Consider the following 23,624-nt stretch of genomic DNA (forward strand, 5'->3'; position numbering starts at 1 on the left):
GTTAATCATGTCAAACACAAGCCAGAGAGTTTGAAAAACCTCCCTGAAATAAATTGGACAACTTTTTATTTGCACATGGTATGCAGGTTTGCTCACATGGTACAATATACTAACATAGAAAGTATGAAGGAGAGTTTTTATGATTTATGGAATTATCATTATTTTAGCTTACTTACTGGGCTCCATTCCTTCTGGTTTAATAGTAGGAAAACTTTTTTATGGAGTGGATATCCGTGAGCATGGCAGCGGAAATTTAGGCGGAACTAATACTTTCCGGACCCTTGGAGTTAAGGCCGGCATGATTGTGACCATAGCTGATATCTTAAAAGGCACCCTTGCTGCATCCCTGCCCTTTTTCTTTGGATCGGACATGCATCATCTTGCTGCAGGAGTTTTTGCAGTTATTGGGCACATGTATCCGCTGTTTGCCGGCTTTCGCGGTGGTAAAGCAGTCGCTACATCGGGGGAGTGCTGTTAGCCTATGTTCCCTTAATGTTTCTTATCATATTGGGTGTTTTCTTTCTAAGCCTTTACATAACCAAGTACGTGTCCTTGTCCTCTATTCTGGCAGCACTGGCATCCATCATTTACGCACTAATTATATGGGACATTCCACTAATTATAGTAGTAACTATACTTGGCATCTTTGTTATTTACAGACATAGGGAAAATATTAAACGAATCAGGGACAAAACCGAGCCCAAAATAAAATGGCTTGGCTGAAAACCAGCCAGCCTGCAATGCAGCAGACTAGATCTGCTGTATTTTTTTGTCTAATTTTCTAATTCTTAAATTATTTTCAGATATTTCAGTCTAGTTTATTTGAATAAAGTGTTAAAGGAATATTATACTGATTACAAAGGCCTAGAAACATAATACTATAAAGCCTATATAACAATTTTTATACATAAAGAAACATAAATTGATATCTTTCGCCATACATTAGTTTAGGCTAAAATTTCAGCCAAAAACGTTAAAGTTAGGATGAAGAATTAAATGGATAAAACTCAAGGCCTGCTGGAAAACGTTTCCTTCCCATACTTTTTCATTGATCATAACCTAAGAATACTCACTTCATCATTAATAAGTGCTGAAGGAATGTTTACCGAATTTTTGGCAACAGAAGATATTAGCAGATTCAACAATCTATTAAAGAAAAATGAATCTGGCATTTTTAAACTTAAAATAGGTAATAGCATTCTTCCATATAGAATTCATCTAGAAAAAAGTGATGCTGCGCACTATCATCTTTTTTGTTTTCCCTCTCTTCAGAAGATGAGGAATTAAGAAAGATGGCGGAGCACATGCAAAAAAGGCTGCACCGCGTTAATTACCAATTAAGAGAAAAAAGAAACACTTAAATAAAGCAGTGAAAGAGAATAAAGAAACTGTTTTGATATCTGACTATTCAGCTGATGCTGGACAGTTAGCGGGGATTGCACATGAGATCCGGAATCCGCTAACAACTGTAAAAGGATTTTTACAGCTTTTGAAGCCTTATTTATTAGAAATCGGAAAAGAACAGTACGCTGAGATTGCAATTGAAGAAATTAATCGGGCAAATGATATAATATATGAATTCTTAAATGCATCAAAACCTCCTCAAAACAAAAGAACGGAAATAGAAGTCAACAGATTAGTTAAGGAAATGAAAATATTCTTCGAAAGCGAGGCGCATATTAGAAATATTAACCTTTCTGTATGCCTTTGCCCTAATAATCCCATTTTCTATGGTGATGTGAAGCAGATAAAGCAGGTCCTCATCAATATTATTAGAAATGCAATGGAAGCATGTGAAAGCATTCCTGCTCCAGAAGGAAAAATAGATCTTAAAGCAAAAGCCCTTAACCAAAAAGTATCCATCACCATCCAAGATAATGGATTGGGAATGTCAGAAAAAACAATAAGCAAATTGTTCGTCCCATTCTATACAACAAAAGAAAAAGGAACCGGCATCGGTCTATCCATATGCCAAAAAATAATTGAAGAGCATGATGGCAAGATAAATGTCCATTCGAAAATGTCACAGGGCACTGTCTTTGAAATTGAATTTCCGATGATTATCAACTGAAGTTATTAATTATTATTTTGTAAACAGTTATCAATGGAAATCAGATTATGACATTTAAAATAAAAAAATAGCAGAAAAATGATGAAAATTGAAAAAATTCATATTAAAATTAGACTATTAATATATCTTTATACTCTATATTAAGGGGATAATTTTTATGAAATTCAGTAATGCCTTCTTACTATCCACAGTCATCTGTACAATGTTAATTATTTGTTCGGCTTTATTCATCTATCAATTGCACACAGAGAATAAAGCGGAGGCAGCTGAAGCAAAACCTGCTCAATTGCATATGGAAAACAGAGAAACCACCGCGGTTAATAAAATGCTTATAGAGAAGGTGACATTGGGAGCAATTGGCGACATCCTTATTCATGACAGGGTATATAATGTTGCACAAACAAAAACAGGCTATGATTTCAAACCAATGTTTGAACATGCAAAAACGCTATTAAAAACGCCCGACATCCTGCTTGCCAATCAAGAAACTATTTTGGGAGGTCCGGAAATAGGAATTTCCAGTTACCCCATGTTCAACAGCCCTCAGGAAGTGGGAGACGCCCTCATTGAGGCTGGTGTTGACATAGTTTCAACTGCCAATAACCATTCACTCGATAAGGGAGAAAAAGGATTGAAAACATCCCTGGATTATTTGGATCAGATAGGATTGCCGCATGTGGGAACAAACAGAACACCCAGCGAACAGCAAACCTTGAAGGTAATAAACAAAAACGGAATTAAAGTTGCTTATCTTTCTTACACATATGGTACAAACGGAATTCCCGTTCCGGCAGGAAAAGATTATCTCGTTAACCTCATTGATAGAACAGCAATGAAAGAGGAAATTAACCGGGCAAAAGATGAAGCTGACGTAGTTGTTATGAGTATGCATTGGGGAAATGAATACCAGCTTCAGCCCACAGAGGAACAAAAGGAACTGGCAGAGGTCCTCGCAAATGATGGTGTGGATATTATTTTCGGACACCATCCACATGTACTGCAGCCAATGGAATGGATTGACAGGAAAGACGGACGGAAATCTCTTGTTGTATACTCTCTAGGCAATTTTTTATCCGGCCAGATTAATGATTACAAGGACATAGGCGGTATTGCAACTGTGGAGATTACGAAATATATTGATCAAAACGGGGTCGATATTGAACTTTCCAATCCGGGGTTCATCCCGACATACGTAAGTAATAAACAGCCAAAATATCGGGTAGTACCATTGAAGGATGCTGGCGGCTATGGCCTTCCCAATGCAGAGTCGAAATACAGCGAAATTATGGCACATATGCTCGATCATGTTCAATAAAGCGCTTTTTGGCGCTTTTTTTGTGTAAAAAATGGTAAAATATTTTGTAGGCAAAGGAGGTCTGATCATGAAAACCGCTTATGTTAATAAGTCTTTTCCTTATTTGCAATTATGTATATTCACAGCTGCAATATTGCTTTTTCAATACAAACTTTTTGCTTTCGCTTTCATACTTTGTTTTGGGCTTATCATTTTTTTACTATTCACTTCAGAGCAGGAACGTGTTTTTCCCTGGATCATTGCAGGGTATTTAACAGGCAGTCTACTGTTTCTTTACGGCGATAAAATGCTAGATGCACTGTCTTTTCAACACTTCATTTTAATGATTTTCAATCGGATTCTACTGTTGATCCCTATCCTTCTTCTTGTTTATATCTCAAAAAATTTAACAAAACTGCCATTCCTTTTTGGCGGAAGCCGGATTGGAATTCCCAAATATTTTTTCCATTCATATGGAGCGGCTTCCATTCATTAAAAATAAAACATTTTCTTGTGGTTGCTATCATGATTAATTTTGCTTCATTTGCGTATTCAATTTTTTTAGCTGAAAACTCCTTAACCAGGGACTTTATCATTTTCCTGATTGGTTTCTCCATCATTAATGGAATGATGGAAGAGCTCTTATGGAGAGGAATCATCTTATCCAGAATGTCGGAGCTTTCAGGAGAAAAGACAGCTGTCCTTTTTTCTGGGCTGGCGTTCGGTTTTTCCCATATAATGCTAGGCTACTCTTTTATCTCATGTCTGCTGTTTGCTTTTGGCGGAGTTTTTTATGCCGCCATTACAGTAAAATCCCGAAGCATTTTTCCGGCTGTCATATGGCATATTGCCATGAATGTATTTATGATTCTAAGCGGATTCATCCCTTTTCCAGGTTAAAAGCAGGACTTCTGACAGCAGCAAGTCCTTTTTATGTATAGGATTAAAGTAGCTTAATAAGCATAGCTGGATACACATCCTACTTTGCCAAATTATTAATGTCCTCCTCCAAATACCAGCTCCTGAAGAAAAACCATGCCAACAGAAAGCAGACCCAAAACTGCCATCAGGGGGACGAAAAGATTTTTGCTTTTATGAAAGATAAATGTAAGGGCAAAATACAATAGAGCTGATACAGTTAAAAAAATCCCTGATTCAGTTAATTTTTTAGTACCATCCGTTTGAATGAACACCTGGAGGGCTATGCCTGTAAACAGAGCGGCACCTAAGATATTAAAAAAACGAAATGAATTCATCTAATCACCCCATCAATTCATTTTATGAAAACATTATATTCGCGCATAAAGAAAAACTAGCCTATAATATGACTATCACCCAGGAGGAGGAATTTCAAATGAACATACATATTGAAGATCAGGCTGCCCAATGGTATCAGGAGGAAATGCTCTTGAATAAGGGTGACTTCGTCCGCTTTTTTGCAAGATATGGCGGGTGCAGTACTGTCCAGCAGGGATTTTCATTAGGAGTCTCTAATGAACACCCACATAACGCAGGAGTCCAGACTGAAAAAAACGGAATTACTTATTTTATTGAAGAAAAGGACTTATGGTACTTTGATAATCATGATTTATTGGTGACATTTAATGAGAAAGCACAGGAACCTGAATTCAAATATAACAATGGGTAAAAGAAGCAGATCCGGCCTGCTTCTTTTTCATTTCAGCCTTTCCAGCTGCTCCCAAAGCTTTTCCTTTTCAAGGATTTCTTTCTGCCTGGCACCAATCAAATCATAGTGCGAGTACCCATCATTACGATAATCAATCCACTCAGGCTTTAGGCCATGTGTTTCTCCCCATTCTATCAATTTCTTCAGATCCGAACATCCGACCTTTGTGACCGTTTTACAGCCTGGGAAACGATCATCTATCCAATAATGGGTTAAAAAAGCAATTTCTCCACGATCAATTTTCATCTTCCATTCCTGAAGATCTTTTCTGCGAAGACCGAATGCCATATATTTTCTCCATCCTTTAAGCAGCAGGCAAAATTATTTGACAGCACTCTCAGGCTGCTTTTTAGCTTCTTCATATGCTTCATGCCAATCAGGATATTTCTTTTTAATTGATATCGGCCGGAAATTATCCTTTTTGACGCAAACATGCTTGGACAAGCCTGTTACTGCAAGGTCTCCTTCATCATTGTATATTTCATATCCATAGCTGACGCGGAACCCGTCATACTCTTCAATCCACGTTTTTATCGTCGCGGTTTGACCGTAGCGCAATGGTTTCTTGTAGGAAGCCAGGATATCCAGAACAGGCGAAATGATGCCATCCTTCTCCATTTCAGCATAACTGAATCCAAGGTCTTTTATGATCTGTGTCCGGCCAAGCTCCATCCAAACCAGATAATTGGCGTGATACACGACTCCCATTTGATCTGTTTCTGCATACCTTACTTCTATTTCTTTTGTTGAAATGAGCATACCTATTCCCCTTTGCTTATCTTATTTAAAGCGATTTCGAAATCTTCTTTTTCCAAAATGCTAACCTGCTCAATATCCTCATCAATTGCTGATACAATTCTCATTGCCTGTGCCTGAATCGCCTCATCCGCAAGGTTGGCGGCAAAACGTCCGTTCCCATTTATTTCGATCTTTGATAAAGTGCGGTTAAGGTAGTCCCTCGCTTCTTCCGTAGGCGTATATTCATATTGTCCAGCATACGAAATTATTATTTCCAAGAGCTCTGCCGTTGAATAATCCTTAAAATGAAAGAACTTTTTAAATCGGGACTTTAACCCGGGATTGCTTGACAATAGCTTCTCCATTTCATTTGGATAGCCTGCTAAAACAACGACAAGATTTTCGTTATGTTTTGTCATTTCATCCACTAATGTATCGATGACTTCTTTTCCGAAATCTCCTGATGTCTGGGAAAGAAGTGAATAGGCCTCATCGATGAATAGGACGCCACCTAATGCCTCTCTTATCTTTTTCTTTGTTTTGATGGCGGTTTGGCCTACATAGCCAGCTACAAAATCCGCACGGCTCGCAACCATCAAATGTCCTCGTTTAAGAAATCCGCATTCCTCCAGCAATTCTGCATAAATCTTGGCTACAGTCGTTTTCCCTGTCCCCGGATTACCGGTAAATACTGAATGCAGCTGGATAGGGACTACAGGTAGCCCTCTTTCACGGCGCAGCTGCTGCATCTTAACAAATGACACTAAGTTTTGAACTTCTGTTTTGACTGTTTCAAGTCCGATTAACTGGGCAAGCTGCTCTTGAGGATTCATTACCTTTTCTTCTTCTTCACTTTCAAAATCTTCTTTTTCCAGGAGTGTATATGACATGATGTTTTCGTTCATTTTAGCTTGGGAGCCTTTTCTAAAAATGGCATCAAGAACAATGTTTCTGACGGTCCTGGCATTTCCGAACGTATCATCAACCCGCTCTTTTTCAATTCGTTTGCCCAGTTCCTGCTTTGCTCCTTCCGTAAGGACATAATCATTATCCGCAGACAGCTTTTCAGCAATCTGGAGAAGCTCCACATTAGAATAATCAGGCAGTGCAATAAAATTTGACTCTGGAAAACGGCTCCGAAGGCCAGGATTGCTGTCCAGAAATTGTCTCATCTCTTCTGGATAACCGGCCATGATAACCGCAAACTTCCCCCATATTCAGTCCCGGTCATCAGCGATACAAGAGTATCAATGGCTGTTTGTCCATAATCGCTGCCTGTCTGTCCCTCACGCTTTAAGCTGTACGCCTCATCAATGAACAGCACCCCACCGATTGCCTTTTCAACTGCCGCCCTGACATTTTCCTCTGTTTGCCCGACAAATCCGCCAACCAGCTGTGACCGATCTGCTTCAATCACTTCTTCCCGCGGCAATACACCCAGGCTATGATAAATCTTTGCTAAAAGCCGGGCAATAGTTGTTTTGCCTGTACCTGGATTGCCAGTTAGTATCATATTGAGGCTAAGTTCATCTTTCGTTTGAAAACCAAGTGACTTACGTTCGTTTTGATATTTTAAAAAACGGTAAAAGTCATGAACTCTGCTTTTGACCGAGTGCAGGCCAACCATTTCATTAAGTTCATCCAAGGGATCTTTTGATAAATCAGATTCTTCTTCCTCCGCATCAAATATCTCTTTCCATTCACCTTTAAGTCTGTTAATGGCATTCAAGTGCTTTTTCATATCGGTGTAGTAGGTTGAAGTATGAAAAACACCGGATATAGATTGCTCATATTCTTCAGATGCTTTTAAAAGAAAAGCTGTTTCTTCAATAGCTTTTTCAAGTATTTCAGTCAGCTTCCGGTATTCCACATCCTCATAGGCATGCTGCTTTTTCTGCAGATCTTCTAACTCATCATCTGATTTGTTGATAAAGCTTCTGCAAATTTCTATAAATTGCTCAGCTGTCTTCTTTTTTGCTGCCCTGTTATCGGTCTCCCGAATCGGCGGGAAAGTCAGGGTTTCAAGAAGATTGCTTTTATTTTTCCATTCCGATTTTCCCAATTGGGCAGCCGCCATACTATTGCCATTGTCCAGTTCAACAGCTTTTTGCAGCCATGCACTGGCAAGAGTATCATCTGTATACCTGCTTAACCGTGAAATAGCGGCAATGGTCAGTAATTCCGAAAGCAGTCCGGGATCTGCCTTTTCATTGATGTTTTTAATAACATTAAGCAATTCTGCTTCATTTTGTATGTATCCGTATTGATCAAGCTCATTTTTCCAATGATATGCCTGACCCTCTGCCGGTTTTGCCTGTCTTTTCTGCTGTGTCATCGATTATCACTTCTTCTTCTTAGTTTCCACAACTTATCTTACCATATTTCTGTAATTATCTATAAGGATGAGCTTCTTATCATGACCTTCCAGCAGAAAAAGACCTAATCACACTGGATCAGGTCTTTATAGGATGCTAATAATTATTGTTCAACGTTATTGCCGTTCTGCTGTGCCTGATATTCGTCCTTTATTTCTGAACGGAATGAAGCAAGGCTTTCCCTGCGGCGTTCATTTTTTGCTTCAATCCTTGCAAGATCTTCTGCATTTGCATACTTCATTGATTCTTCAGCTTCGTCCATATTCTCGATAGTATGAACGATCATGGATTGAAGCTTTTCAACGTTATCGCTGCGGTCATCTGGATTTGGTCTGTTATGTGCCATGGTTTGTTCCTCCCTTTATTAGGTGATGGTACAAAATTAGTTTGTGAAAGAACAAGAAAAATATTGGCGGTAATGTGTGGGCAGCTTGCCTGTGGTATGCCTGAATTTTGAAACAAAAAACCTGCCGAAAATGAAACGGCAGGTTAATTACAATTATTCGCCTTTAGTTTGAATTACTTGTGCATGCTGTCCGGATTTGTCCTGCATTTTTTTGCCTTTGTTGCCGCCAAATCCGCGTGATTGTGTACCAATATGGTTCGGAGCAAAATGATTAGGGTGTCTTTTTTGATTACTCATTGATATCCCTCCTCATTTTAAGTATGGTCAAATGCAGAGAGTTTCATGAATGGCAAGTAATTCTATTCGGCCTTATTAAGACGTTTAAGCTCGAGGCGTTCTTCGATTTTTTCCATTGCATCTTGGTCTTTAAGAAGCTGGCGTTTATTTTCTGAAACTAATTCAGCAAAGGAGCGTTTTCTAGGCTTTCTCATAAATCTTTCACCTTCCTTTAATACCATTGTAACAGTCATTATCTCCAGAAACTCTTTAAATTATTACAACTTTTCGAAAATTTAATCCGCATATATCCACAATACGTGAAAAAAGTACATAAGGTTCGCTTTTATTGGTAAAATATTCATAAAAATCACTCTTCTAATTTCATGTCCTTTTTTATAGCGGTGTAAACCTATACATAAAAAACATCTGCTCTTTGCAGATGTTCTTACATTTCATCTATATACTGATTCATAATTTCTAGGGACATCGCACTTAAGTATTTATTCCGGATAATTCCTTCTTCATCAATAAAAAAAGTGGTAGGAATCGTCATTATCTGATAGGCATTAGATACTTTTTCATCTACATCAAGCAGTATGGGAAAATTCACTCGCATTTCTTCCGCAAAACCGGCAACATCAGATTGTGGATCAATGTTCACTGCTAAGATAGCAACTTGATTTCCCTTTTGAGTATAGAATTTTTGGATGTCAGGCATTTCAGCTTTACATGGAGGACACCATGTTGCCCAAAAGTTAAGCATAACTTTCTTTCCTTTATAATCTGAGAGCTTTACTGTTTCCCCCTGAAGGTTTTTCAATTCAAAATCTGGGGCTTTCAAGCCAATTCCTAAACCAGTCTGATTAACGGGATGACTCTCGACTTCATCTTTTTCAACTGCCTGTACTACAAATATTGCAGTAGTAATTAATAATAACACAGCTGCTGCAAATAATTTTTTGAACATGCTGTTTTCCCTCCCGGCTATTAAAACCTTTTTGCTTCCTTGATTGTATTTTAACCTAGAAAAGCAAAATTAATAAGGTTCTGAACAGCCAATAAGACAGCATATATGTGACAGATCCGTAAACAATTCCATACATCCATTTTTTGAGCGGATATTTGTATTTCTTAATTTCCATTACTATATAGGTAAGTGCCAATAAAGTCCCTAAAATGGCTCCTTTCCTTCCACCTGAGAAATATAAAATCCCTATAGGGCTGCTTAGAATATTTTCGGTTTGAAAGAGAATTGAACTAAACTTATAAGTGAAAAAGCCAAAGAGCATTGAATTGAGCATGACATTCAGAAAGATTTTTTTATATTCCTTTTGGTCTCTTAATACATTTGCAATAGTAAAATAAGCAACGATACCTGATAGCAGGACTAAAACCCATTCATACTTTACTATTAAAGGTCCAATCAAAAAAGCATCCAATGTCACCCCCCAAAGTTAATATACATTTAGGATACCTAAGCCCGTATATTTTGTAAATAAAAAACCGCTATGTGAACGAGCACATAGCGGTTTTTTAAATTAATTTGCCAATTTATCACGAAGAACCATTTGCAGGATTCCGCCGTGACGGTAGTAATCAATTTCAACTTCAGAGTCGAAACGAACAAGAGCTTCAAAAGTAGTCTGATTGCCGTTTTCATCTGTAGCTGTAACCTTAACAAAGTCACGCGGTCTAACATTTTCGTCGATTTGAACATCGATCGTTTCTTTACCTGACAAGCCAAGAGTTTCTGCACTTTCGCCTGCCTTGAACTGAAGCGGTAGAACACCCATTAGAACAAGGTTGGAGCGGTGGATACGCTCATAGCTTTCAGCAATAACTGTTTTAATTCCAAGCAAGTTCGTACCTTTTGCAGCCCAGTCACGGGAAGATCCCATTCCATAGTCTTTGCCGGCAAGAACTACTAAGCCAGTTCCATCTTCCTTGTATTTCATGCAAGCATCATAGATGGAAGTTACTTCGCCAGTTGGCCAGTATGTTGTGAAACCGCCTTCTGTACCTGGTGCGATCTGGTTGCGGATACGGATGTTTGCAAATGTACCGCGCATCATAACTTCATGGTTACCGCGGCGGGATCCATAAGAGTTAAAGTCGCGTGGTTCAACACCGTTCTCGCGAAGGTATTTTCCTGCTGGTGTATCCTTGCCGATCGCACCTGCCGGAGAAATATGGTCAGTTGTGACAGAATCACCGAACTTGCCGACAACACGCAATCCTGATAAAGGTTTAACTTCATCAGCATTAGGAGTTAAGCCTTCAAAGAACGGAGGATTCTGGATATATGTTGAATTATCATCAAATGAATATAACGGCTCATTGCTTGTCTGGATTTGGTTCCAGCGGGCATTGTCATCAAATACATGCGCATATTCTTTACGGAACAATTCAGGTGTAACAGTCTGTTTAACCACTTCATTAACTTCAGCAGTAGATGGCCAAATATCGTTAAAGAAGACATCGTTGCCATTCTTGTCTTTTCCGATTGGCTCGTTTTGAAGATCGATATCGACTGTTCCAGCTAGTGCATAAGCGACTACTAATGGCGGAGAAGCCAGGTAGTTAGCTTTTACAAGCGGATGGATACGCCCTTCAAAGTTACGGTTACCGGAAAGAACAGATGTTACAAGAAGATCGCTTTCAGCTACAGCCTTTTCGATTTCTTCTCTTAATGGACCTGAGTTACCGATACATGTTGTACAGCCATACCCTACAAGGTTGAATCCAAGCTGTTCCATGTATGGAAGAAGTCCTGAATCACGCAGGTATCCAGTAACAACCTTAGATCCCGGAGCCAAGGAAGTTTTTACGAACTTAGGAACTTCCATTCCAAGTTCAACTGCCTTTTTCGCCACTAAACCTGCACCAACTAAAACATAAGGGTTTGAAGTATTTGTACAGCTAGTGATTGCCGCAATGGCAACAGCACCCGTTTTCATCTTGGTTGAATCGCCATTTGCAAACTCAACAGTGATTTCTTTGTCGATTTCTTTCTTATCCAAACCGAATCCCTGGTTGCCTTGAGGAGCTGTGATAGCGTCATTGAATTCCTTTTTCATAGCTGAAAGCGGAATTAAGTCCTGTGGACGCTTAGGACCTGAAAGGTTCGCTTCGATTTCGGCAAGATTGATTTCAACTACATTCGTATATACTGGCTCTAGAGCTGGATCAAAGAACATTCCATTTTCTTTGCAGTATTTTTCCACAATTTTGATTTGCTCTTCTGGACGTCCAGTCAGGCGCATGTAATCCAGAGCTTCCGCATCAACAGGGAAGAATCCGCAAGTAGCTCCGTATTCTGGTGCCATGTTAGCAATTGTAGCACGGTCAGCCAATGGAAGCTGTGTAACACCAGGGCCGAAGAATTCTACAAACTTGCCAACCACTCCCTGGCTGCGCAGTACCTGGGTTACCTTTAATGCAAGGTCAGTAGCAGTTGTTCCGTTAGGAAGCTCGCCAGTAAGCTTAACCCCTACAACTTCAGGCACAGGGAAATATGAAGGCTGTCCCAGCATACCTGCTTCAGCTTCAATACCTCCTACACCCCATCCAAGAACGCCGATACCGTTGATCATGGTTGTATGGGAGTCAGTACCTACAAGAGTATCAGGGAAAGTTTCAAAATCACCTTCCGTTGTTTCAAGAGCATGAACAACATTCGCAAGGAACTCAAGGTTTACCTGGTGAACAATACCTGTTGCAGGCGGAACTGCACGATAGTTGTCAAATGCCTTTTGTGCCCAGCTCAAGAACTGGTAGCGCTCAGCATTGCGCTCGAATTCAAGCTCCATGTTGGCTTCAAGAGAATCAGGAGTACCATACTTATCTACCTGTACAGAGTGGTCGATAACTAGATCAACCGGCTTCTCAGGATTGATTTTGTCAGGGTCCCCACCCATGTCAGCCATTGCCTTACGCAATGAAGCCAGGTCAACTACTGCCGGAACCCCAGTGAAGTCCTGCAGAATTACACGTGATGGTTTGAAAGGAACATCTACTTCTTTTACTTCAGAAGTTCCCCATTTTGCAAGGTTTTCAACATGCTCTTTTGTAATTACACGGCCGTCATATTGACGAAGTACTGATTCCAATAATACCTTAATAGAATAAGGCAATTTGGAAACATTACCTACTCCAGCTTCTTCCAGAGCGCCTAAATGATAGTAATGATAGCGCTTCCCGTCCAGATCAAAGGATTTGCGGGAATTGAACACATCATTCTTTGCCAAATGTATTACCCCTCTTTCAATAAACATCATATACCAAGTGTTAGGTAATTGTCGAAAAGTTTGAATTTTCATCCATCCTTACTTTTCTCACAATTCCTATATTAATACAACCTGTTATATAAGTAAATAACAAGAAAGTTATTGTTTTTGATAAGTTTTTCTTATCACAAATTCTTATATATTACAATAAGCCTTTTAAACGCCCTAATTGATAGCGTTTTTCAATTAGAGGATAAAACCCGTTCTAGCTTAGTTATTATACTGATAAAACGAAAAAGAGGAATCTCTTATCTAAAAAACAACATAAATTGACATCATTCACGGAAAAATAATAATACGGAGGTGATTCGCTATGGCTAAAAGAAAGGCTAATCATATTATAGAGGGTATGAATGATGCAAAAGGGCAGGGCATGGGCACCGGATACAATGAGGAATTTGCCAATGAACCCCTAACAGAAGCGCAAAAGCAAAATAATAAAAAGAGGAAGAAGAATCAGTAAATAAGGAATGCGGAAACGCCTTGCCCAACTCAGGACACCTCGAGGAGGCAGGCTCTTTGCGAGACCATGATTTTAAAGTAAATTACCCGGCTGGTCGCAGCCGGGTTTTTAGGTGAAACTTTATTCCCTTCAATTCATAACATTCTAGTATTGGTTCACATCATCAACCATGGACCGCAAGTCCTGCTGGAATCTCTCCAATTGTGCCCGCTGATGATCGGATGCAACCTCAAGTGCATTTTCAATTTGAGCGTACGCTTCATTTACCTCCTGCTTAAGATGTTTAAGCTGATGGCCGTAACTGGCAGAATCTTTTACAATTTCAGCATAAAGCTCCTGTGCATCTTCCATTCCCTGCTGCGCTGCCTGAAATGCCTGCTGTTTATCTTTATGATATGGCATGCTTTTTCACTCCTAATAAAATTTGTACCATTAAATTGCGCAATAGAACCATAAAATATTCCGCCAAATCACTCAGGTGGAAATCTTGAATTTCAGCCACAATTTGCAAGGCAATTTTCCATGGAAAAGAGCCACACTAACACATGAGAGGAAGATGAGTTTCACCTTCTATCTTGGTTACCCAGAGCCTTAAGACGGCAGCACAGTATGGACGCTGCCTGGAGCGGAAGTCAGCATCCTATATTATGAGGAGGGCATCAAAAAATGAATAAAAACAACGGCAAAGATATGCGAAAAAATGCACCCAAAGGGCATAATAACGATGGACAGCCTGAACCTTTAAGCGGCTCAAAAAAAGTGAAAAACCGGAACCATACCAGACAAAAACATAATTCCCACCATGATATGTAAAGTTTAATCAAAAAGCAGCTGCCTTAAAATCAGGCAGCTGCAAAAATTAAATAGCAGTTAATGCTTTTATAATGATGTCCTCTTCATTTACAGTTACTGCCCGCAGGTCAATCAGTACTTCTTCTTTATGTATCCTCACTATTATGGAAGGAGTACAATTAATTCTTAATTGTCGGCCAATATGTTCCGGTGAGTAACGCCGGTGCTTTAAAACGGCAATCCAGGAAGGCAGTTCAACATCAGGCATTGTTCCTCCCCCAACTTGCCCTGTGCTTTTTCTCATAGAGCATTCATAATCCTTCGCAGCTGCTTGTAATCTGTGAAGAAATTGTGCAGTTCTCGTTTCGAGTTCCTCACTTGTCGTCATTACATCATGGACTACCGGAATATTTTTCAGCCCCTCTTCCCCTTTTAAGTAATCAATAAGCGTGCCTTCGAGCGCTGCAATTGTCATTTTATCAACTCGAAGTACCCGGGCAAGCTGGTGTTTCTTCAGTTTTTCGATTAAGTCCTTTCTCCCGGCAATAATGCCTGCCTGCGGGCCGCCTAAAAGCTTGTCCCCGCTAAAAGAAACGATATCTGCCCCCATTTTTATCACATCACTTACGGCTGGCTCATTACCGATTCCTTTGCTTTTAAAATCAAATAGTGCACCGCTGCCCAAATCTTCATAGAATATGATATTTTTTTCTTTAGATAGCTGGGCTAGTTCGTCAGTTCCAACTTCTTTGGTAAAACCTATTATTTTAAAATTGCTCGTATGTACCTTCATAATCATGGCTGTATCTTCATTGATCACTTGTTTATAATCTTCTAAGTGGGTTTTATTCGTTGTTCCCACTTCAACAAGCTTTGCACCGCTCTCTTCCATTATGCTTGATACCCTGAAGGAGCCTCCGATTTCAACAAGCTGACCGCGGGAAACTATTACTTCTTTTTCTTCTGCAAGAGCTTTTAGGATGATATAAACGGCAGCAGCATTATTGTTAACTGCCATCGCTGCTTCTGCTCCTGTCAGCTCTTTGACCAGGCTTTCCAGGTGACTATGCCTGGATCCCCGGGCTCCTTCGCACAGGTTATATTCCAAATTGGAATAGTTCATGGCAATTTCAAGCATATGTTCAGCTGCTGATTTGCTTAAACGCGCTCGGCCAAGATTAGTGTGAAGAATAGTGCCAGTGGCATTGATAACCCTTTTAAGAGTATATCCATACCGAACATTGATTACCTCTTCTGCTTTTTTAAATATATCTTCCGTAAATTTTTCCGTACCAGGCTCCTCGCCCGTCCAATTCCCTTCAAGAATGTTATTCCTGATTTCAGAAATTACCTCTTTTAAAATATTTGTTGTATGTATAAAGTCAAGTCCATACTGTTTCATTAAATGGGTAAAACGCCGGTCTTTTTGCAGTTCATGAACCGGTAAAATATTTCTGACTGTACTTTTCATTAAGATCCCTCCAGCACTTGCCTGATTATTATATCATTTTTCACTATTTTGCATGAAATGAATACTATAGATTGAAACAAGGGGTTTTGAAATTGAACAAAAAGGAAGATTTCCATCCGTTTAATTTGGATAAATTGGAAAAATGGATGGAGGATTATTATCTGGACCCGCTGTCATCGTATTTGGATCAAATTACTTTTCGCATCGACTTATATGATACGGAAGCGGAAATTATTGTTGAGGCGCTCTTAACAGGATGCGTTTCAAAAGATGTAACCGTTTCCTTAAAGGAAAACACGGTGATCATTAAAGCGGTTAAAATAGATGAAACTGACCCGATTCGCTGCGGCCAGCCATGTATGCGGAAAGTTAAGCTGCCTTTTTCAGTTATTAAAAACAGGGTAAGTGCAAATTTTTCCAATGAGATATTAGAAATTTTTATAAATAAAAATGAAGCTGGGCCAGGATGCGATAGAGATATCAGCATCAATTGAAAACTGAGATAGAGGTAGCCTTTCTGCCCTTTGTTTACATATAGTGAAACTTCAATCAGTGGTGTTTTATCCCCCACTGATTGTTAATTGAACCAATCGGGCCTTTACGGGCAGTTTGACCCCCACTTATCCTCCATTGATTCCTCTGAGTCTTGAAGTGGGAGTCTTACTGCCCGTTAGACTGCGATAAAATGTTATGGATCAGTAAAAAACCTCCTCCCTGGGGAGAAGGTTTGGCAGGTTATCCCTGCATCTTATCAATAATTTCTTTGGTTTTAGGAAAAATGCCAGTATCGAGCTTAGAATAAAGCTTTTCTCCATTTACTGTCACTTCAAAAGCTCCGCCTTTACTTGGAACCAGTTCCATTTTTGAAATATCAGAGCGAAAATGTGTAAAAAGTTCTTCCGCGAAACTCGCGGCTTTTGGTGCGTAGTTTCACATCATGCAAAATTCAACAGTTACTTCATATGCCATATTTAAACCCCCGTGTGTAATTTGCTAAAATGTAAATATAATGACATTTTAGTATAACTATTTCATTACTGCAAATTGATTTATTTTTCCTTCTTAATCGCTAAAAAAGAAAAAATTTATGGAGTGATCTTATGGATGCAGAGAAATACTTAAAACGCATTGCAGTATCGGCTGAACGTAATCTTGATCTTGAATATCTGAAAGAACTTCAGAGCAGCCATATGCACAAAATTCCTTTTGAAAACTTGGATGTAACAAGAAAAATTCCTATTATGCTTGACACAGATGCGTTTTTTGAAAAAATTCTTGAAAGAAGCCGGGGAGGCTTTTGTTATGAATTAAACGGTCTATTTCAACATCTGCTGTCAGAACTGGGATTTCAATCCCACTTGATTTCCTGCACCGTCAAAAAGCCGGATGGATGGGTCAGAGAAGATTCCCATGCAGCCATACTGGTTTTATTAAACCAAATTCCTTATTTGGTGGACGTAGGATTTGGTGATTCCGTCAGGCAGCCTTTACCTTTAACGGGTGAGGAAAAAACTGATGTAAGCGGAACTTACCGGATAAGAGAGTCCGGTGAAGGAATTTATGATCTTCAAAGACTTGAGGATGGTAAATGGAGAATTCTTTACCGTTTTTCTGATAAGCCAAGGCAGCTGAATGACTTTCATGATGCATGTTTTTTCAATCAGACTTCTCCTGAATCCCATTTTACACATGGCGACCTGGCCACTATTGCGACAAAGAATGGCCGTGTTACACTCTCAGGATTGACTGTCACTAAGTCTGAAGCGGGCACAAAAGAAAAATATGAACTAACCGAGGAGGAAAAAAGGGAATTCCTCCGCAAGCAATTCAATATAAAACTATAAAAGGGACAGCCATACGGCGTCCCTTTTGCTTTATCATAATTTTGTTCTTAGTTTATCAAGCATATCAGCAGTCATCTTGGCTAAATCGAAGTCTGCTTTAAATCCCCACTCTTCTTTTGCTGCACTTGCATCAATCGAATTTGGCCAGCTGTCGGCAATCGCCTGGCGCACAGGATCAACTTCATAGGAAATTTCAAACCCAGGAATATGCTTTCTGATCTCTGCCGCAATCTGTTCAGGTTCAAAACTCATTGCAGTTACATTGAAGGAGTTGCGGTGACTGAGTTTATCTGCATCGGCTTCCATTAAATCAACGATAGCATTTAATGCATCCGGCATATACATCATATCCATATATGTGCCCTGGTCGATATAAGAAGTATAGCGGCCATTTTTAATCGCTTCATAGTAGATCTCAACAGCGTAATCAGTCGTTCCGCCCCTGGAGGAGTAACATAAGAGATTAAACCAGGGAATCGCAGGCCTCTAGTATCAACACCAAACTTGTAATAGTAGTAATCAGACAGTAATTCGCCCGCAACCTTGTTCACGCCATACATAGTAGTTGGGCGGTGAATAGTATCCTGCGGTGTGTTGTCTTTTGGCGTAGAAGGACCAAATGCGCCAATGGAGCTCGGCGTAAAGAATTGTGCGCTGCACTCTCTAGCCGTTTCAAGTGCATTCATAAGCCCCCATATTTAAATTCCATGCAAATACTGGGTTGGCTTCAGCTGTTGCTGATAACAGGGCTGCCATATGGATAACTGTATCCACATTATATTTTTTAGCCGTATCCAGCATTGATTTTGCATCAGTAACATCAACCATTTCAAACGGTCCTGATTGGGCAGCTTCAGACTCATTTTTTCTGATGTCTGTTGCAATAACATTGTCTGTTCCATAGATTTCTCTTAATTTCAAGGTTAGTTCAGAGCCAATCTGACCTAAAGCTCCAGTAATCATAATTCGTTTCATTTTATTCCTCCAACATTTCCTCTTTGCCTTATAGATTTTGCTTTATAGTCAAACTTAAATAATTCCCATTTCTTTGCCGACTTTTTCATAAATTGCAATAGCCTGATCCAGCATTTCTTTCGTATGTGCTGCAGAAGGCATATTTCTGACACGTCCCGTTCCCCTTGGGACAGTAGGGAAGACGATTGATTTCGCATAAACGCCTTCTTCATTGAGTTTTTTGCTGAATTCCTGTGTTTTTACTTCATCTCCAACAATACAAGGAGTGATTGGTGTTTCACTGTCGCCAATATTAAATCCTAATTTTTCCAGACCATCCTTAAGGTAATTGGCATTTTCCCATAACTTTTCATTCAGCTCTGTGCTTTCCATAAGCAGCTCAATGGCTTTCGTGCTTGCTGCTACATCAGCAGGTGTTAAAGATGTTGAGAATAGGAATGGTCTGCTGCGGACTTTCAGCCAATCAATCAAATCCTTTTTGCCGGCCACATATCCACCAACAACACCTATTGCCTTAGAAAGTGTTCCGATCTGGAAATCGATTTTATCGGAAAGGCCGAAGTGCTTTACAGTCCCTGCTCCTTTTCCAAGTACTCCTGAACCGTGCGCATCATCCACATAAGTGATCAGATCAAATTCTTCGGCGATCTCCACGATCTCAGGAAGCTTTGCGATGTCCCCATCCATTGAGAAAACGCCGTCAGTAATGATCATGATTTTGTTGTACTGTCCAGATTCTTTTGCTTCCTTCGCTTTTGCCCGTAAATCTTCCATATCAGAATGATTTACTCGAATAATCTTAGCTTTCGATAGACGGCATCCATCAATAATGGAGGCATGGTTTAATTCATCAGACAGAATAGCATCATTTTTATCCATAACAGCTGAAATAGCCGCCATGTTACAATTAAAACCAGATTGGTATGCGATGGCTGCTTCTGTATGTTTGAACTCAGCAAGCTTTTCTTCAAGTTTTGTGTGAAGTTCAAGCGTTCCATTTATAGTACGGACAGCACCTGCTCCAACCCCATATTTCTCAATTGCTTCGATGGCAGATTTTTTAAGTCTTTCATCAGTTGCCAAACCTAAATAGTTATTGGATGAAAGATTGATTAGTTCTCTTCCATTGATTTTGATTATAGGGCCATTTGGGCTTTCAAGAGGGTCGATTACGTTGTAAAGTCCTCTATCCTTTAAATCCTCCAGGTTTTCCTGTAAAAAAGAATCTAAAATTTTGCTGGTCATCTCAGTATCCCCCAGTTCATTTTTATTGAATGTCGCCAACTCATACACAACTGTATTTTCAGCACGGACATTATTTCATTAAGCAAATAAAGCTATGTAAAGGTTTTTCAATTTATACTTTAACACATTTTTTCAATTTGTACACTTATGAAGGACAGATTTTCTTTCAGTTTCACTAAGATTGCCTGATATGTAGTTTGCCCTTTTAATTTGAAAAAATTTACCCGGCACATTTTTGCTGTATTGAATAAATATGCGCAAAATTGATCTGTTTACTCTATGAATACACAGGGAACCAATCAAACATAGAACAATAGGTCAGGCATTTAGCCTTTGGAGGTATTAATAATGAAACATCCGTTAAATGTAACTTCGGAAATTGGAGAATTAAAGACGGTCCTTCTGCATAGGCCGGGTAAGGAAATTGAAAATCTCACACCTCAATATTTGAAAAGACTTTTATTCGATGACATCCCCTTTTTGCCTGCCATTCAAAAAGAACATGATTATTTCGCCAATATACTAAGCAATCGGGGAATTGAGGTCTTATATCTCGATAAATTGATGACAGAAGCCATACAGCTAGACGAGACAAGAATGTCTTTTATTGAAAAGGTCTTATGGGAAAGTCAATCGAATATAAATGGTTCCTACGAAACTGTAAAAGATTATCTCTTATCTCTTCCGCCTGATGAGCTGGTAAAGAAAGTGATGTCAGGTGTCGTAAAATCGGATATTGATCAGGATAAGAAAATTCATCTTCATGAACTGATGCCTGATCATTATCCTTTTTATCTGGACCCAATGCCCAACCTTTATTTTACCCGGGATCCTGCTGCGGTAATAGGTGAAGGCATTACCATTAATCGAATGCATGAACCCGCAAGGAGACGGGAGTCCATTTTTATGGACTACATCATGAATCATCATCCCCGTTTTAATAAACATGAAATTCCTGCTTACTTTAAACGTGATGATCTTTACTCACTAGAAGGTGGAGATGAACTGATATTGAGCGATGAAGTAGTCGCCATTGGCGTCAGCGCAAGAACTTCTGCACAAGGGATAGAAAAACTTGCAAGGGAACTATTCACCCGCCAGAAATCCATTAAAAAAGTTGTGGCAGTTGAAATCCCCAAAATCCGTGCATTCATGCACCTGGATACTGTATTTACAATGATTGACCACGATAAATTCACCTACCATCCTGCTATTGAAGATAGAGATGGCAGTATGAAGATTTACATACTGGAACAGGAGGAGAATTCAGATCTTCTTAAAATTACAGAGAAAAACTCTTTGAAGGTAACATTAAAAGAAGTTCTTAATCTTGATGAAATAGTGTTAATCCCTTGTGGAGGAGGCTGCCCGATTGCATCGGCACGCGAACAATGGAATGATGGATCCAATACACTCGCCATCGCTCCCGGTGTAGTTGTAACTTATGACCGGAATTATGTCTCAAACGACATCCTCCGTCAAAATGGGGTTGAGGTCATTGAAATTCTCAGCTCAGAACTCTCAAGAGGACGGGGTGGCCCAAGATGCATGAGCATGCCGATAATAAGAGAAAATATTAGCTAGTAAATCGGGCGGTTCCTTATACCGCCCGATTTTTTCATATGGATCCTCTAAATTTACATGAACATCCCCCTTCTGCTCCCATCCTTCCGAAAAAACCAGTTCTTTTAAGAAAAAACGCAAATATAAATATACTAATGCCGTTAAAAACAAGCATTCTCCTCCTCTTTTTATAAGAGATTCTTCTTAAGAACTTATCTTTATTTATAATAATTATAAAAAAGTATTGATTTTACATTGAGAAATGTTATCATTATGAATGTAGCAAGCTATTAAACTTTTATGAGGTGATTATAGAATGACAAATAAGAATAATCTAACTACAAGCTGGGGCGCCCCTGTTGGCGACAACCAAAATTCAATGACAGCTGGCTCTAGAGGGCCTACTTTGATTCAGGATGTACACTTGCTGGAAAAACTGGCCCATTTCAACAGAGAACGCGTGCCTGAGCGGGTAGTTCATGCCAAAGGTGCTGGCGCACATGGCTATTTTGAAGTTACTAATGACCTCACTAAATATACAAAAGCCGCATTCTTATCAGAAGTAGGCAAAAAAACTCCTTTATTCGTCCGTTTCTCAACTGTTGCGGGTGAATTGGGCTCTGCTGATACTGTACGCGACCCACGCGGTTTTGCGGTTAAGTTTTATACAGAAGAAGGCAACTACGACCTTGTAGGGAACAATACGCCTGTATTCTTTATTCGGGATGCAATTAAATTCCCTGACTTCATTCATACACAAAAGCGTGATCCAAAGACACATTTAAAAAATCCGACAGCCGTTTGGGACTTCTGGTCCTTATCACCTGAATCGCTGCACCAGGTAACCATCTTAATGTCAGACCGCGGCATACCTGCAACCCTTAGACATATGCACGGATTCGGCAGCCATACATTTAAATGGGTAAATGAACAAGGTGAAGGTGTATGGGTTAAGTATCACTTTAAAACGGAACAGGGCGTTAAAAACCTTAGCGTGGACGCTGCAGCGAAAATGGCTGGAGAAAACCCTGATTACCATACAGAGGATTTATTTAATGCAATTGAGAATGGCGATTTCCCATCATGGAAGCTATGCGTGCAAATCATGCCGCTTGAAGATGCGAATACTTACCGGTTCGATCCATTCGATGTAACAAAGGTATGGTCACAGAAAGACTATCCATTAATCGAAGTAGGACGCATGGTACTGAATAAAAACCCTGAAAACTACTTTGCTGAAGTTGAGCAGGCTACTTTCTCTCCTGGAACGCTCGTGCCGGGGATTGATGTTTCACCTGACAAGATGCTCCAGGGCCGTCTGTTCGCCTACCATGATGCACACCGCTACCGCGTAGGTGCGAACCATCAGATGCTGCCAATCAACCGACCTAAGAACGAAGTGCAAAACTATCAGCGTGACGGTCAGATGCGCTTTGACAACAATGGCGGAGGCTCTGTTTATTACGAGCCGAACAGCTTTGGAGGACCTACTGAGGCACCGGAGCACAAGCAGGCTGCATACCCTGTTTCCGGTTTAGCCGAAAGTGTTGCATATGATCATAACGATCACTACACACAAGCCGGTGATCTATACCGCTTAATGAGTGAAGAGGAACGCTCCCGTCTTGTGGCAAACATTGTTGCTGCCATGAAGCCTGTAGAAAAAGAAGAAATTAAGCATCGCCAGATACAGCATTTCTTTAAAGCGGATCCTGATTATGGTACACGTATTGCTAAAGGTCTTGGCCTGGCAGTTCCGCAGGGAGTTAAGTGAACCATTAAAAATAGCGAAAGGTGCCAATAACCTAATTGGCACCTTTTTTCCGGGTGAAGTGTTAGTGTGCCCCCTATTGCTGATCCCCCAACATAACTTCCTTCCTGGTTATCCTTTGTCTTCCTTGTGTAAGATTGGCTTCATGTCCATCTAAAGAAGCTTCCTGTCCCCCTGCCCATTACAAGCAAGAGGAGGAACTAAATGAAGCAACAGCCAAAATGGCAGATGCCACCCCTTAAGAGCATGAGGAGCATCTTGAAAAAATGGGCGAAGTCCAGGACCATCTTGATGATGGCGGCTTTTTATTCTCTGGATATTAAAATTGAGAAAGCAGCGCGGGTGGTCTCCCTTTGGAAATGGTCCTTCAAGGTTAATTTGGGAAATAGAAATAATAGAAATAATAGCTAAATCAGGGAATTAT

At 39.8% G+C, this 23,624-nt stretch carries 28 protein-coding genes and 2 pseudogenes; 13 read left to right on the plus strand and 17 right to left on the minus strand.

Annotated elements, in window-relative coordinates:
* Positions 1-139 precede the first annotated feature (139 nt).
* From plsY to M5V91_RS09275, 6 genes and pseudogenes are all read left to right on the plus strand, one after another.
* A pseudogene (gene plsY, locus M5V91_RS09250) lies at positions 140-723 on the plus strand (glycerol-3-phosphate 1-O-acyltransferase PlsY).
* A 273-nt stretch (positions 724-996) separates the two neighbouring features.
* Entirely contained in the window at positions 997-1,287 is a 291-nt protein-coding gene (locus M5V91_RS09255; RefSeq protein ID WP_284522033.1) for a hypothetical protein, read from the plus strand.
* A gap of 106 nt (positions 1,288-1,393) precedes the next feature.
* Positions 1,394-2,071 carry a sensor histidine kinase gene (locus M5V91_RS09260; RefSeq protein ID WP_284522034.1) on the plus strand — a complete coding sequence of 226 codons (678 nt, stop codon included), beginning with the start codon at positions 1,394-1,396 and terminating at the stop codon, positions 2,069-2,071.
* A gap of 157 nt (positions 2,072-2,228) precedes the next feature.
* Positions 2,229-3,386: a CapA family protein gene (locus M5V91_RS09265; protein WP_009334710.1), complete on the plus strand. Its 1,158-nt coding sequence runs from the start codon at positions 2,229-2,231 to the stop codon at positions 3,384-3,386.
* Positions 3,387-3,453: 67 nt separating this feature from the next.
* Complete coding sequence (locus tag M5V91_RS09270; protein ID WP_284522035.1) at positions 3,454-3,861, plus strand: hypothetical protein; 408 nt, start codon at positions 3,454-3,456, stop codon at positions 3,859-3,861.
* Positions 3,862-3,890: 29 nt separating this feature from the next.
* Complete coding sequence (locus tag M5V91_RS09275) at positions 3,891-4,265, plus strand: CPBP family intramembrane glutamic endopeptidase (protein WP_009334711.1); 375 nt, start codon at positions 3,891-3,893, stop codon at positions 4,263-4,265.
* 95 nt (positions 4,266-4,360) lie between these two features.
* On the opposite strand, the gene M5V91_RS09280 is transcribed toward M5V91_RS09275, so the two are convergent.
* Complete coding sequence (locus tag M5V91_RS09280; protein ID WP_071158999.1) at positions 4,361-4,621, minus strand: hypothetical protein; 261 nt, start codon at positions 4,619-4,621, stop codon at positions 4,361-4,363.
* Positions 4,622-4,719: 98 nt separating this feature from the next.
* On the opposite strand from M5V91_RS09280, the gene M5V91_RS09285 reads away from it, so the two are divergent.
* Entirely contained in the window at positions 4,720-5,013 is a 294-nt protein-coding gene (locus M5V91_RS09285) for a HesB/YadR/YfhF family protein (RefSeq protein WP_009334713.1), read from the plus strand.
* A gap of 27 nt (positions 5,014-5,040) precedes the next feature.
* On the opposite strand, the gene M5V91_RS09290 is transcribed toward M5V91_RS09285, so the two are convergent.
* The 9 genes and pseudogenes from M5V91_RS09290 to acnA all read right to left on the minus strand — a co-directional run bounded on the left by M5V91_RS09290 (position 5,041) and on the right by acnA (position 13,037).
* Positions 5,041-5,340, minus strand: a complete 300-nt coding sequence (locus M5V91_RS09290) for a hypothetical protein (protein ID WP_009334714.1) — start codon at positions 5,338-5,340, stop codon at positions 5,041-5,043.
* A 33-nt stretch (positions 5,341-5,373) separates the two neighbouring features.
* Positions 5,374-5,811, minus strand: coding sequence for an acyl-CoA thioesterase (locus M5V91_RS09295; RefSeq protein WP_009334715.1), 438 nt, complete (start codon positions 5,809-5,811; stop codon positions 5,374-5,376).
* 2 nt (positions 5,812-5,813) lie between these two features.
* Positions 5,814-8,125 (minus strand): annotated as a pseudogene (locus M5V91_RS30935) (AAA family ATPase).
* A gap of 143 nt (positions 8,126-8,268) precedes the next feature.
* Complete coding sequence (tlp, locus tag M5V91_RS09310) at positions 8,269-8,511, minus strand: small acid-soluble spore protein Tlp (RefSeq protein WP_009334717.1); 243 nt, start codon at positions 8,509-8,511, stop codon at positions 8,269-8,271.
* A gap of 153 nt (positions 8,512-8,664) precedes the next feature.
* Positions 8,665-8,808 (minus strand): acid-soluble spore protein N, encoded by a 144-nt coding sequence (locus tag M5V91_RS09315; RefSeq protein ID WP_009334718.1) that lies wholly within the window; start codon positions 8,806-8,808, stop codon positions 8,665-8,667.
* A gap of 62 nt (positions 8,809-8,870) precedes the next feature.
* On the minus strand, positions 8,871-9,002 hold the full coding sequence (locus M5V91_RS09320) for an FbpB family small basic protein (RefSeq protein WP_026041570.1): 132 nt from the start codon (positions 9,000-9,002) through the stop codon (positions 8,871-8,873).
* 233 nt (positions 9,003-9,235) lie between these two features.
* Complete coding sequence (locus M5V91_RS09325) at positions 9,236-9,757, minus strand: peroxiredoxin family protein (protein ID WP_071158994.1); 522 nt, start codon at positions 9,755-9,757, stop codon at positions 9,236-9,238.
* Positions 9,758-9,812: 55 nt separating this feature from the next.
* Complete coding sequence (locus tag M5V91_RS09330) at positions 9,813-10,229, minus strand: hypothetical protein (RefSeq protein WP_254178954.1); 417 nt, start codon at positions 10,227-10,229, stop codon at positions 9,813-9,815.
* A 99-nt stretch (positions 10,230-10,328) separates the two neighbouring features.
* Complete coding sequence (gene acnA / locus M5V91_RS09335) at positions 10,329-13,037, minus strand: aconitate hydratase AcnA (protein ID WP_009334722.1); 2,709 nt, start codon at positions 13,035-13,037, stop codon at positions 10,329-10,331.
* A gap of 352 nt (positions 13,038-13,389) precedes the next feature.
* Between acnA and sspO the strand changes: the two genes are divergently transcribed.
* Positions 13,390-13,539 carry a small acid-soluble spore protein SspO gene (sspO, locus tag M5V91_RS09340; RefSeq protein ID WP_009334723.1) on the plus strand — a complete coding sequence of 50 codons (150 nt, stop codon included), beginning with the start codon at positions 13,390-13,392 and terminating at the stop codon, positions 13,537-13,539.
* A 144-nt stretch (positions 13,540-13,683) separates the two neighbouring features.
* On the opposite strand, the gene M5V91_RS09345 is transcribed toward sspO, so the two are convergent.
* Positions 13,684-13,941: a hypothetical protein gene (locus tag M5V91_RS09345; RefSeq protein WP_009334724.1), complete on the minus strand. Its 258-nt coding sequence runs from the start codon at positions 13,939-13,941 to the stop codon at positions 13,684-13,686.
* A gap of 264 nt (positions 13,942-14,205) precedes the next feature.
* Between M5V91_RS09345 and M5V91_RS09350 the strand changes: the two genes are divergently transcribed.
* Positions 14,206-14,352 carry a small acid-soluble spore protein P gene (locus M5V91_RS09350; protein ID WP_009334725.1) on the plus strand — a complete coding sequence of 49 codons (147 nt, stop codon included), beginning with the start codon at positions 14,206-14,208 and terminating at the stop codon, positions 14,350-14,352.
* Positions 14,353-14,398: 46 nt separating this feature from the next.
* Here M5V91_RS09350 and selA read toward each other — a convergent pair whose 3' ends face one another.
* Positions 14,399-15,802, minus strand: coding sequence for an L-seryl-tRNA(Sec) selenium transferase (selA, locus tag M5V91_RS09355; protein WP_284522038.1), 1,404 nt, complete (start codon positions 15,800-15,802; stop codon positions 14,399-14,401).
* 92 nt (positions 15,803-15,894) lie between these two features.
* Here selA and M5V91_RS09360 point away from each other — a divergent pair, with 92 nt between their 5' ends.
* On the plus strand, positions 15,895-16,296 hold the full coding sequence (locus tag M5V91_RS09360) for an Hsp20/alpha crystallin family protein (protein ID WP_251157320.1): 402 nt from the start codon (positions 15,895-15,897) through the stop codon (positions 16,294-16,296).
* Positions 16,297-16,537: 241 nt separating this feature from the next.
* Here M5V91_RS09360 and M5V91_RS30395 read toward each other — a convergent pair whose 3' ends face one another.
* Positions 16,538-16,771, minus strand: a complete 234-nt coding sequence (locus tag M5V91_RS30395) for an Rdx family protein (protein ID WP_341002335.1) — start codon at positions 16,769-16,771, stop codon at positions 16,538-16,540.
* 131 nt (positions 16,772-16,902) lie between these two features.
* On the opposite strand from M5V91_RS30395, the gene M5V91_RS09370 reads away from it, so the two are divergent.
* Positions 16,903-17,646, plus strand: coding sequence for an arylamine N-acetyltransferase family protein (locus M5V91_RS09370; protein WP_019380006.1), 744 nt, complete (start codon positions 16,903-16,905; stop codon positions 17,644-17,646).
* Positions 17,647-17,679: 33 nt separating this feature from the next.
* Here the strand turns inward: M5V91_RS09370 and M5V91_RS30400 are convergent, their stop codons facing one another.
* Genes M5V91_RS30400 through M5V91_RS09380 form a run of 4 tightly spaced genes read right to left on the minus strand, consistent with a single transcriptional unit; the run spans position 17,680 to position 19,866 of the window.
* A complete protein-coding gene (locus M5V91_RS30400; protein ID WP_369425949.1) occupies positions 17,680-18,000 on the minus strand; it encodes a Rossmann-fold NAD(P)-binding domain-containing protein in 321 nt (106 codons plus the stop codon).
* Complete coding sequence (locus M5V91_RS30405; RefSeq protein WP_369425950.1) at positions 17,991-18,332, minus strand: NAD-dependent epimerase/dehydratase family protein; 342 nt, start codon at positions 18,330-18,332, stop codon at positions 17,991-17,993. The genes M5V91_RS30400 and M5V91_RS30405 overlap by 10 nt, the downstream gene beginning before the upstream one ends.
* Positions 18,319-18,621, minus strand: a complete 303-nt coding sequence (locus M5V91_RS30410; RefSeq protein WP_369425951.1) for an NAD-dependent epimerase/dehydratase family protein — start codon at positions 18,619-18,621, stop codon at positions 18,319-18,321. Before M5V91_RS30410 ends, M5V91_RS30405 begins: the two co-directional genes overlap by 14 nt.
* Positions 18,622-18,675: 54 nt before the next feature.
* The gene (locus M5V91_RS09380) at positions 18,676-19,866 is read right to left on the minus strand and encodes a glycine C-acetyltransferase (protein WP_009334731.1); all 1,191 of its coding nucleotides are present in this window, start codon (positions 19,864-19,866) and stop codon (positions 18,676-18,678) included.
* Between the two features lie 348 nt (positions 19,867-20,214).
* Here M5V91_RS09380 and arcA point away from each other — a divergent pair, with 348 nt between their 5' ends.
* Complete coding sequence (gene arcA / locus M5V91_RS09385; RefSeq protein ID WP_251175242.1) at positions 20,215-21,450, plus strand: arginine deiminase; 1,236 nt, start codon at positions 20,215-20,217, stop codon at positions 21,448-21,450.
* 295 nt (positions 21,451-21,745) lie between these two features.
* On the plus strand, positions 21,746-23,203 hold the full coding sequence (katA, locus tag M5V91_RS09390) for a catalase KatA (RefSeq protein ID WP_019382982.1): 1,458 nt from the start codon (positions 21,746-21,748) through the stop codon (positions 23,201-23,203).
* The last annotated feature ends 421 nt before the right edge of the window (positions 23,204-23,624 follow it).

Origin of the sequence: Cytobacillus pseudoceanisediminis (assembly GCF_023516215.1) — a bacterium.
GTDB classification, from domain to species: domain Bacteria; phylum Bacillota; class Bacilli; order Bacillales; family Cytobacillaceae; genus Cytobacillus; species Cytobacillus pseudoceanisediminis.

Bases quoted from the DNA above. Each gene is read 5' to 3' on its own strand.
- M5V91_RS09255 (WP_284522033.1), top strand. From the start codon at position 997: ATGGATAAAACTCAAGGCCTGCTGGAAAACGTTTCCTTCCCATACTTT.
- M5V91_RS09265 (WP_009334710.1), top strand. From the start codon at position 2,229: ATGAAATTCAGTAATGCCTTCTTACTATCCACAGTCATCTGTACAATG.
- M5V91_RS09270 (WP_284522035.1), top strand. From the start codon at position 3,454: ATGAAAACCGCTTATGTTAATAAGTCTTTTCCTTATTTGCAATTATGT.
- M5V91_RS09275 (WP_009334711.1), top strand. From the start codon at position 3,891: ATGATTAATTTTGCTTCATTTGCGTATTCAATTTTTTTAGCTGAAAAC.
- M5V91_RS09280 (WP_071158999.1), bottom strand. From the start codon at position 4,621: ATGAATTCATTTCGTTTTTTTAATATCTTAGGTGCCGCTCTGTTTACA.
- M5V91_RS09285 (WP_009334713.1), top strand. From the start codon at position 4,720: ATGAACATACATATTGAAGATCAGGCTGCCCAATGGTATCAGGAGGAA.
- M5V91_RS09290 (WP_009334714.1), bottom strand. From the start codon at position 5,340: ATGGCATTCGGTCTTCGCAGAAAAGATCTTCAGGAATGGAAGATGAAA.
- M5V91_RS09295 (WP_009334715.1), bottom strand. From the start codon at position 5,811: ATGCTCATTTCAACAAAAGAAATAGAAGTAAGGTATGCAGAAACAGAT.
- tlp (WP_009334717.1), bottom strand. From the start codon at position 8,511: ATGGCACATAACAGACCAAATCCAGATGACCGCAGCGATAACGTTGAA.
- M5V91_RS09315 (WP_009334718.1), bottom strand. From the start codon at position 8,808: ATGAGTAATCAAAAAAGACACCCTAATCATTTTGCTCCGAACCATATT.
- M5V91_RS09320 (WP_026041570.1), bottom strand. From the start codon at position 9,002: ATGAGAAAGCCTAGAAAACGCTCCTTTGCTGAATTAGTTTCAGAAAAT.
- M5V91_RS09325 (WP_071158994.1), bottom strand. From the start codon at position 9,757: ATGTTCAAAAAATTATTTGCAGCAGCTGTGTTATTATTAATTACTACT.
- sspO (WP_009334723.1), top strand. From the start codon at position 13,390: ATGGCTAAAAGAAAGGCTAATCATATTATAGAGGGTATGAATGATGCA.
- M5V91_RS09345 (WP_009334724.1), bottom strand. From the start codon at position 13,941: ATGCCATATCATAAAGATAAACAGCAGGCATTTCAGGCAGCGCAGCAG.
- M5V91_RS09350 (WP_009334725.1), top strand. From the start codon at position 14,206: ATGAATAAAAACAACGGCAAAGATATGCGAAAAAATGCACCCAAAGGG.
- selA (WP_284522038.1), bottom strand. From the start codon at position 15,802: ATGAAAAGTACAGTCAGAAATATTTTACCGGTTCATGAACTGCAAAAA.
- M5V91_RS09370 (WP_019380006.1), top strand. From the start codon at position 16,903: ATGGATGCAGAGAAATACTTAAAACGCATTGCAGTATCGGCTGAACGT.
- M5V91_RS30400 (WP_369425949.1), bottom strand. From the start codon at position 18,000: ATGGATATGATGTATATGCCGGATGCATTAAATGCTATCGTTGATTTA.
- M5V91_RS30405 (WP_369425950.1), bottom strand. From the start codon at position 18,332: ATGAATGCACTTGAAACGGCTAGAGAGTGCAGCGCACAATTCTTTACG.
- M5V91_RS30410 (WP_369425951.1), bottom strand. From the start codon at position 18,621: ATGAAACGAATTATGATTACTGGAGCTTTAGGTCAGATTGGCTCTGAA.
- M5V91_RS09380 (WP_009334731.1), bottom strand. From the start codon at position 19,866: ATGACCAGCAAAATTTTAGATTCTTTTTTACAGGAAAACCTGGAGGAT.
- arcA (WP_251175242.1), top strand. From the start codon at position 20,215: ATGAAACATCCGTTAAATGTAACTTCGGAAATTGGAGAATTAAAGACG.
- katA (WP_019382982.1), top strand. From the start codon at position 21,746: ATGACAAATAAGAATAATCTAACTACAAGCTGGGGCGCCCCTGTTGGC.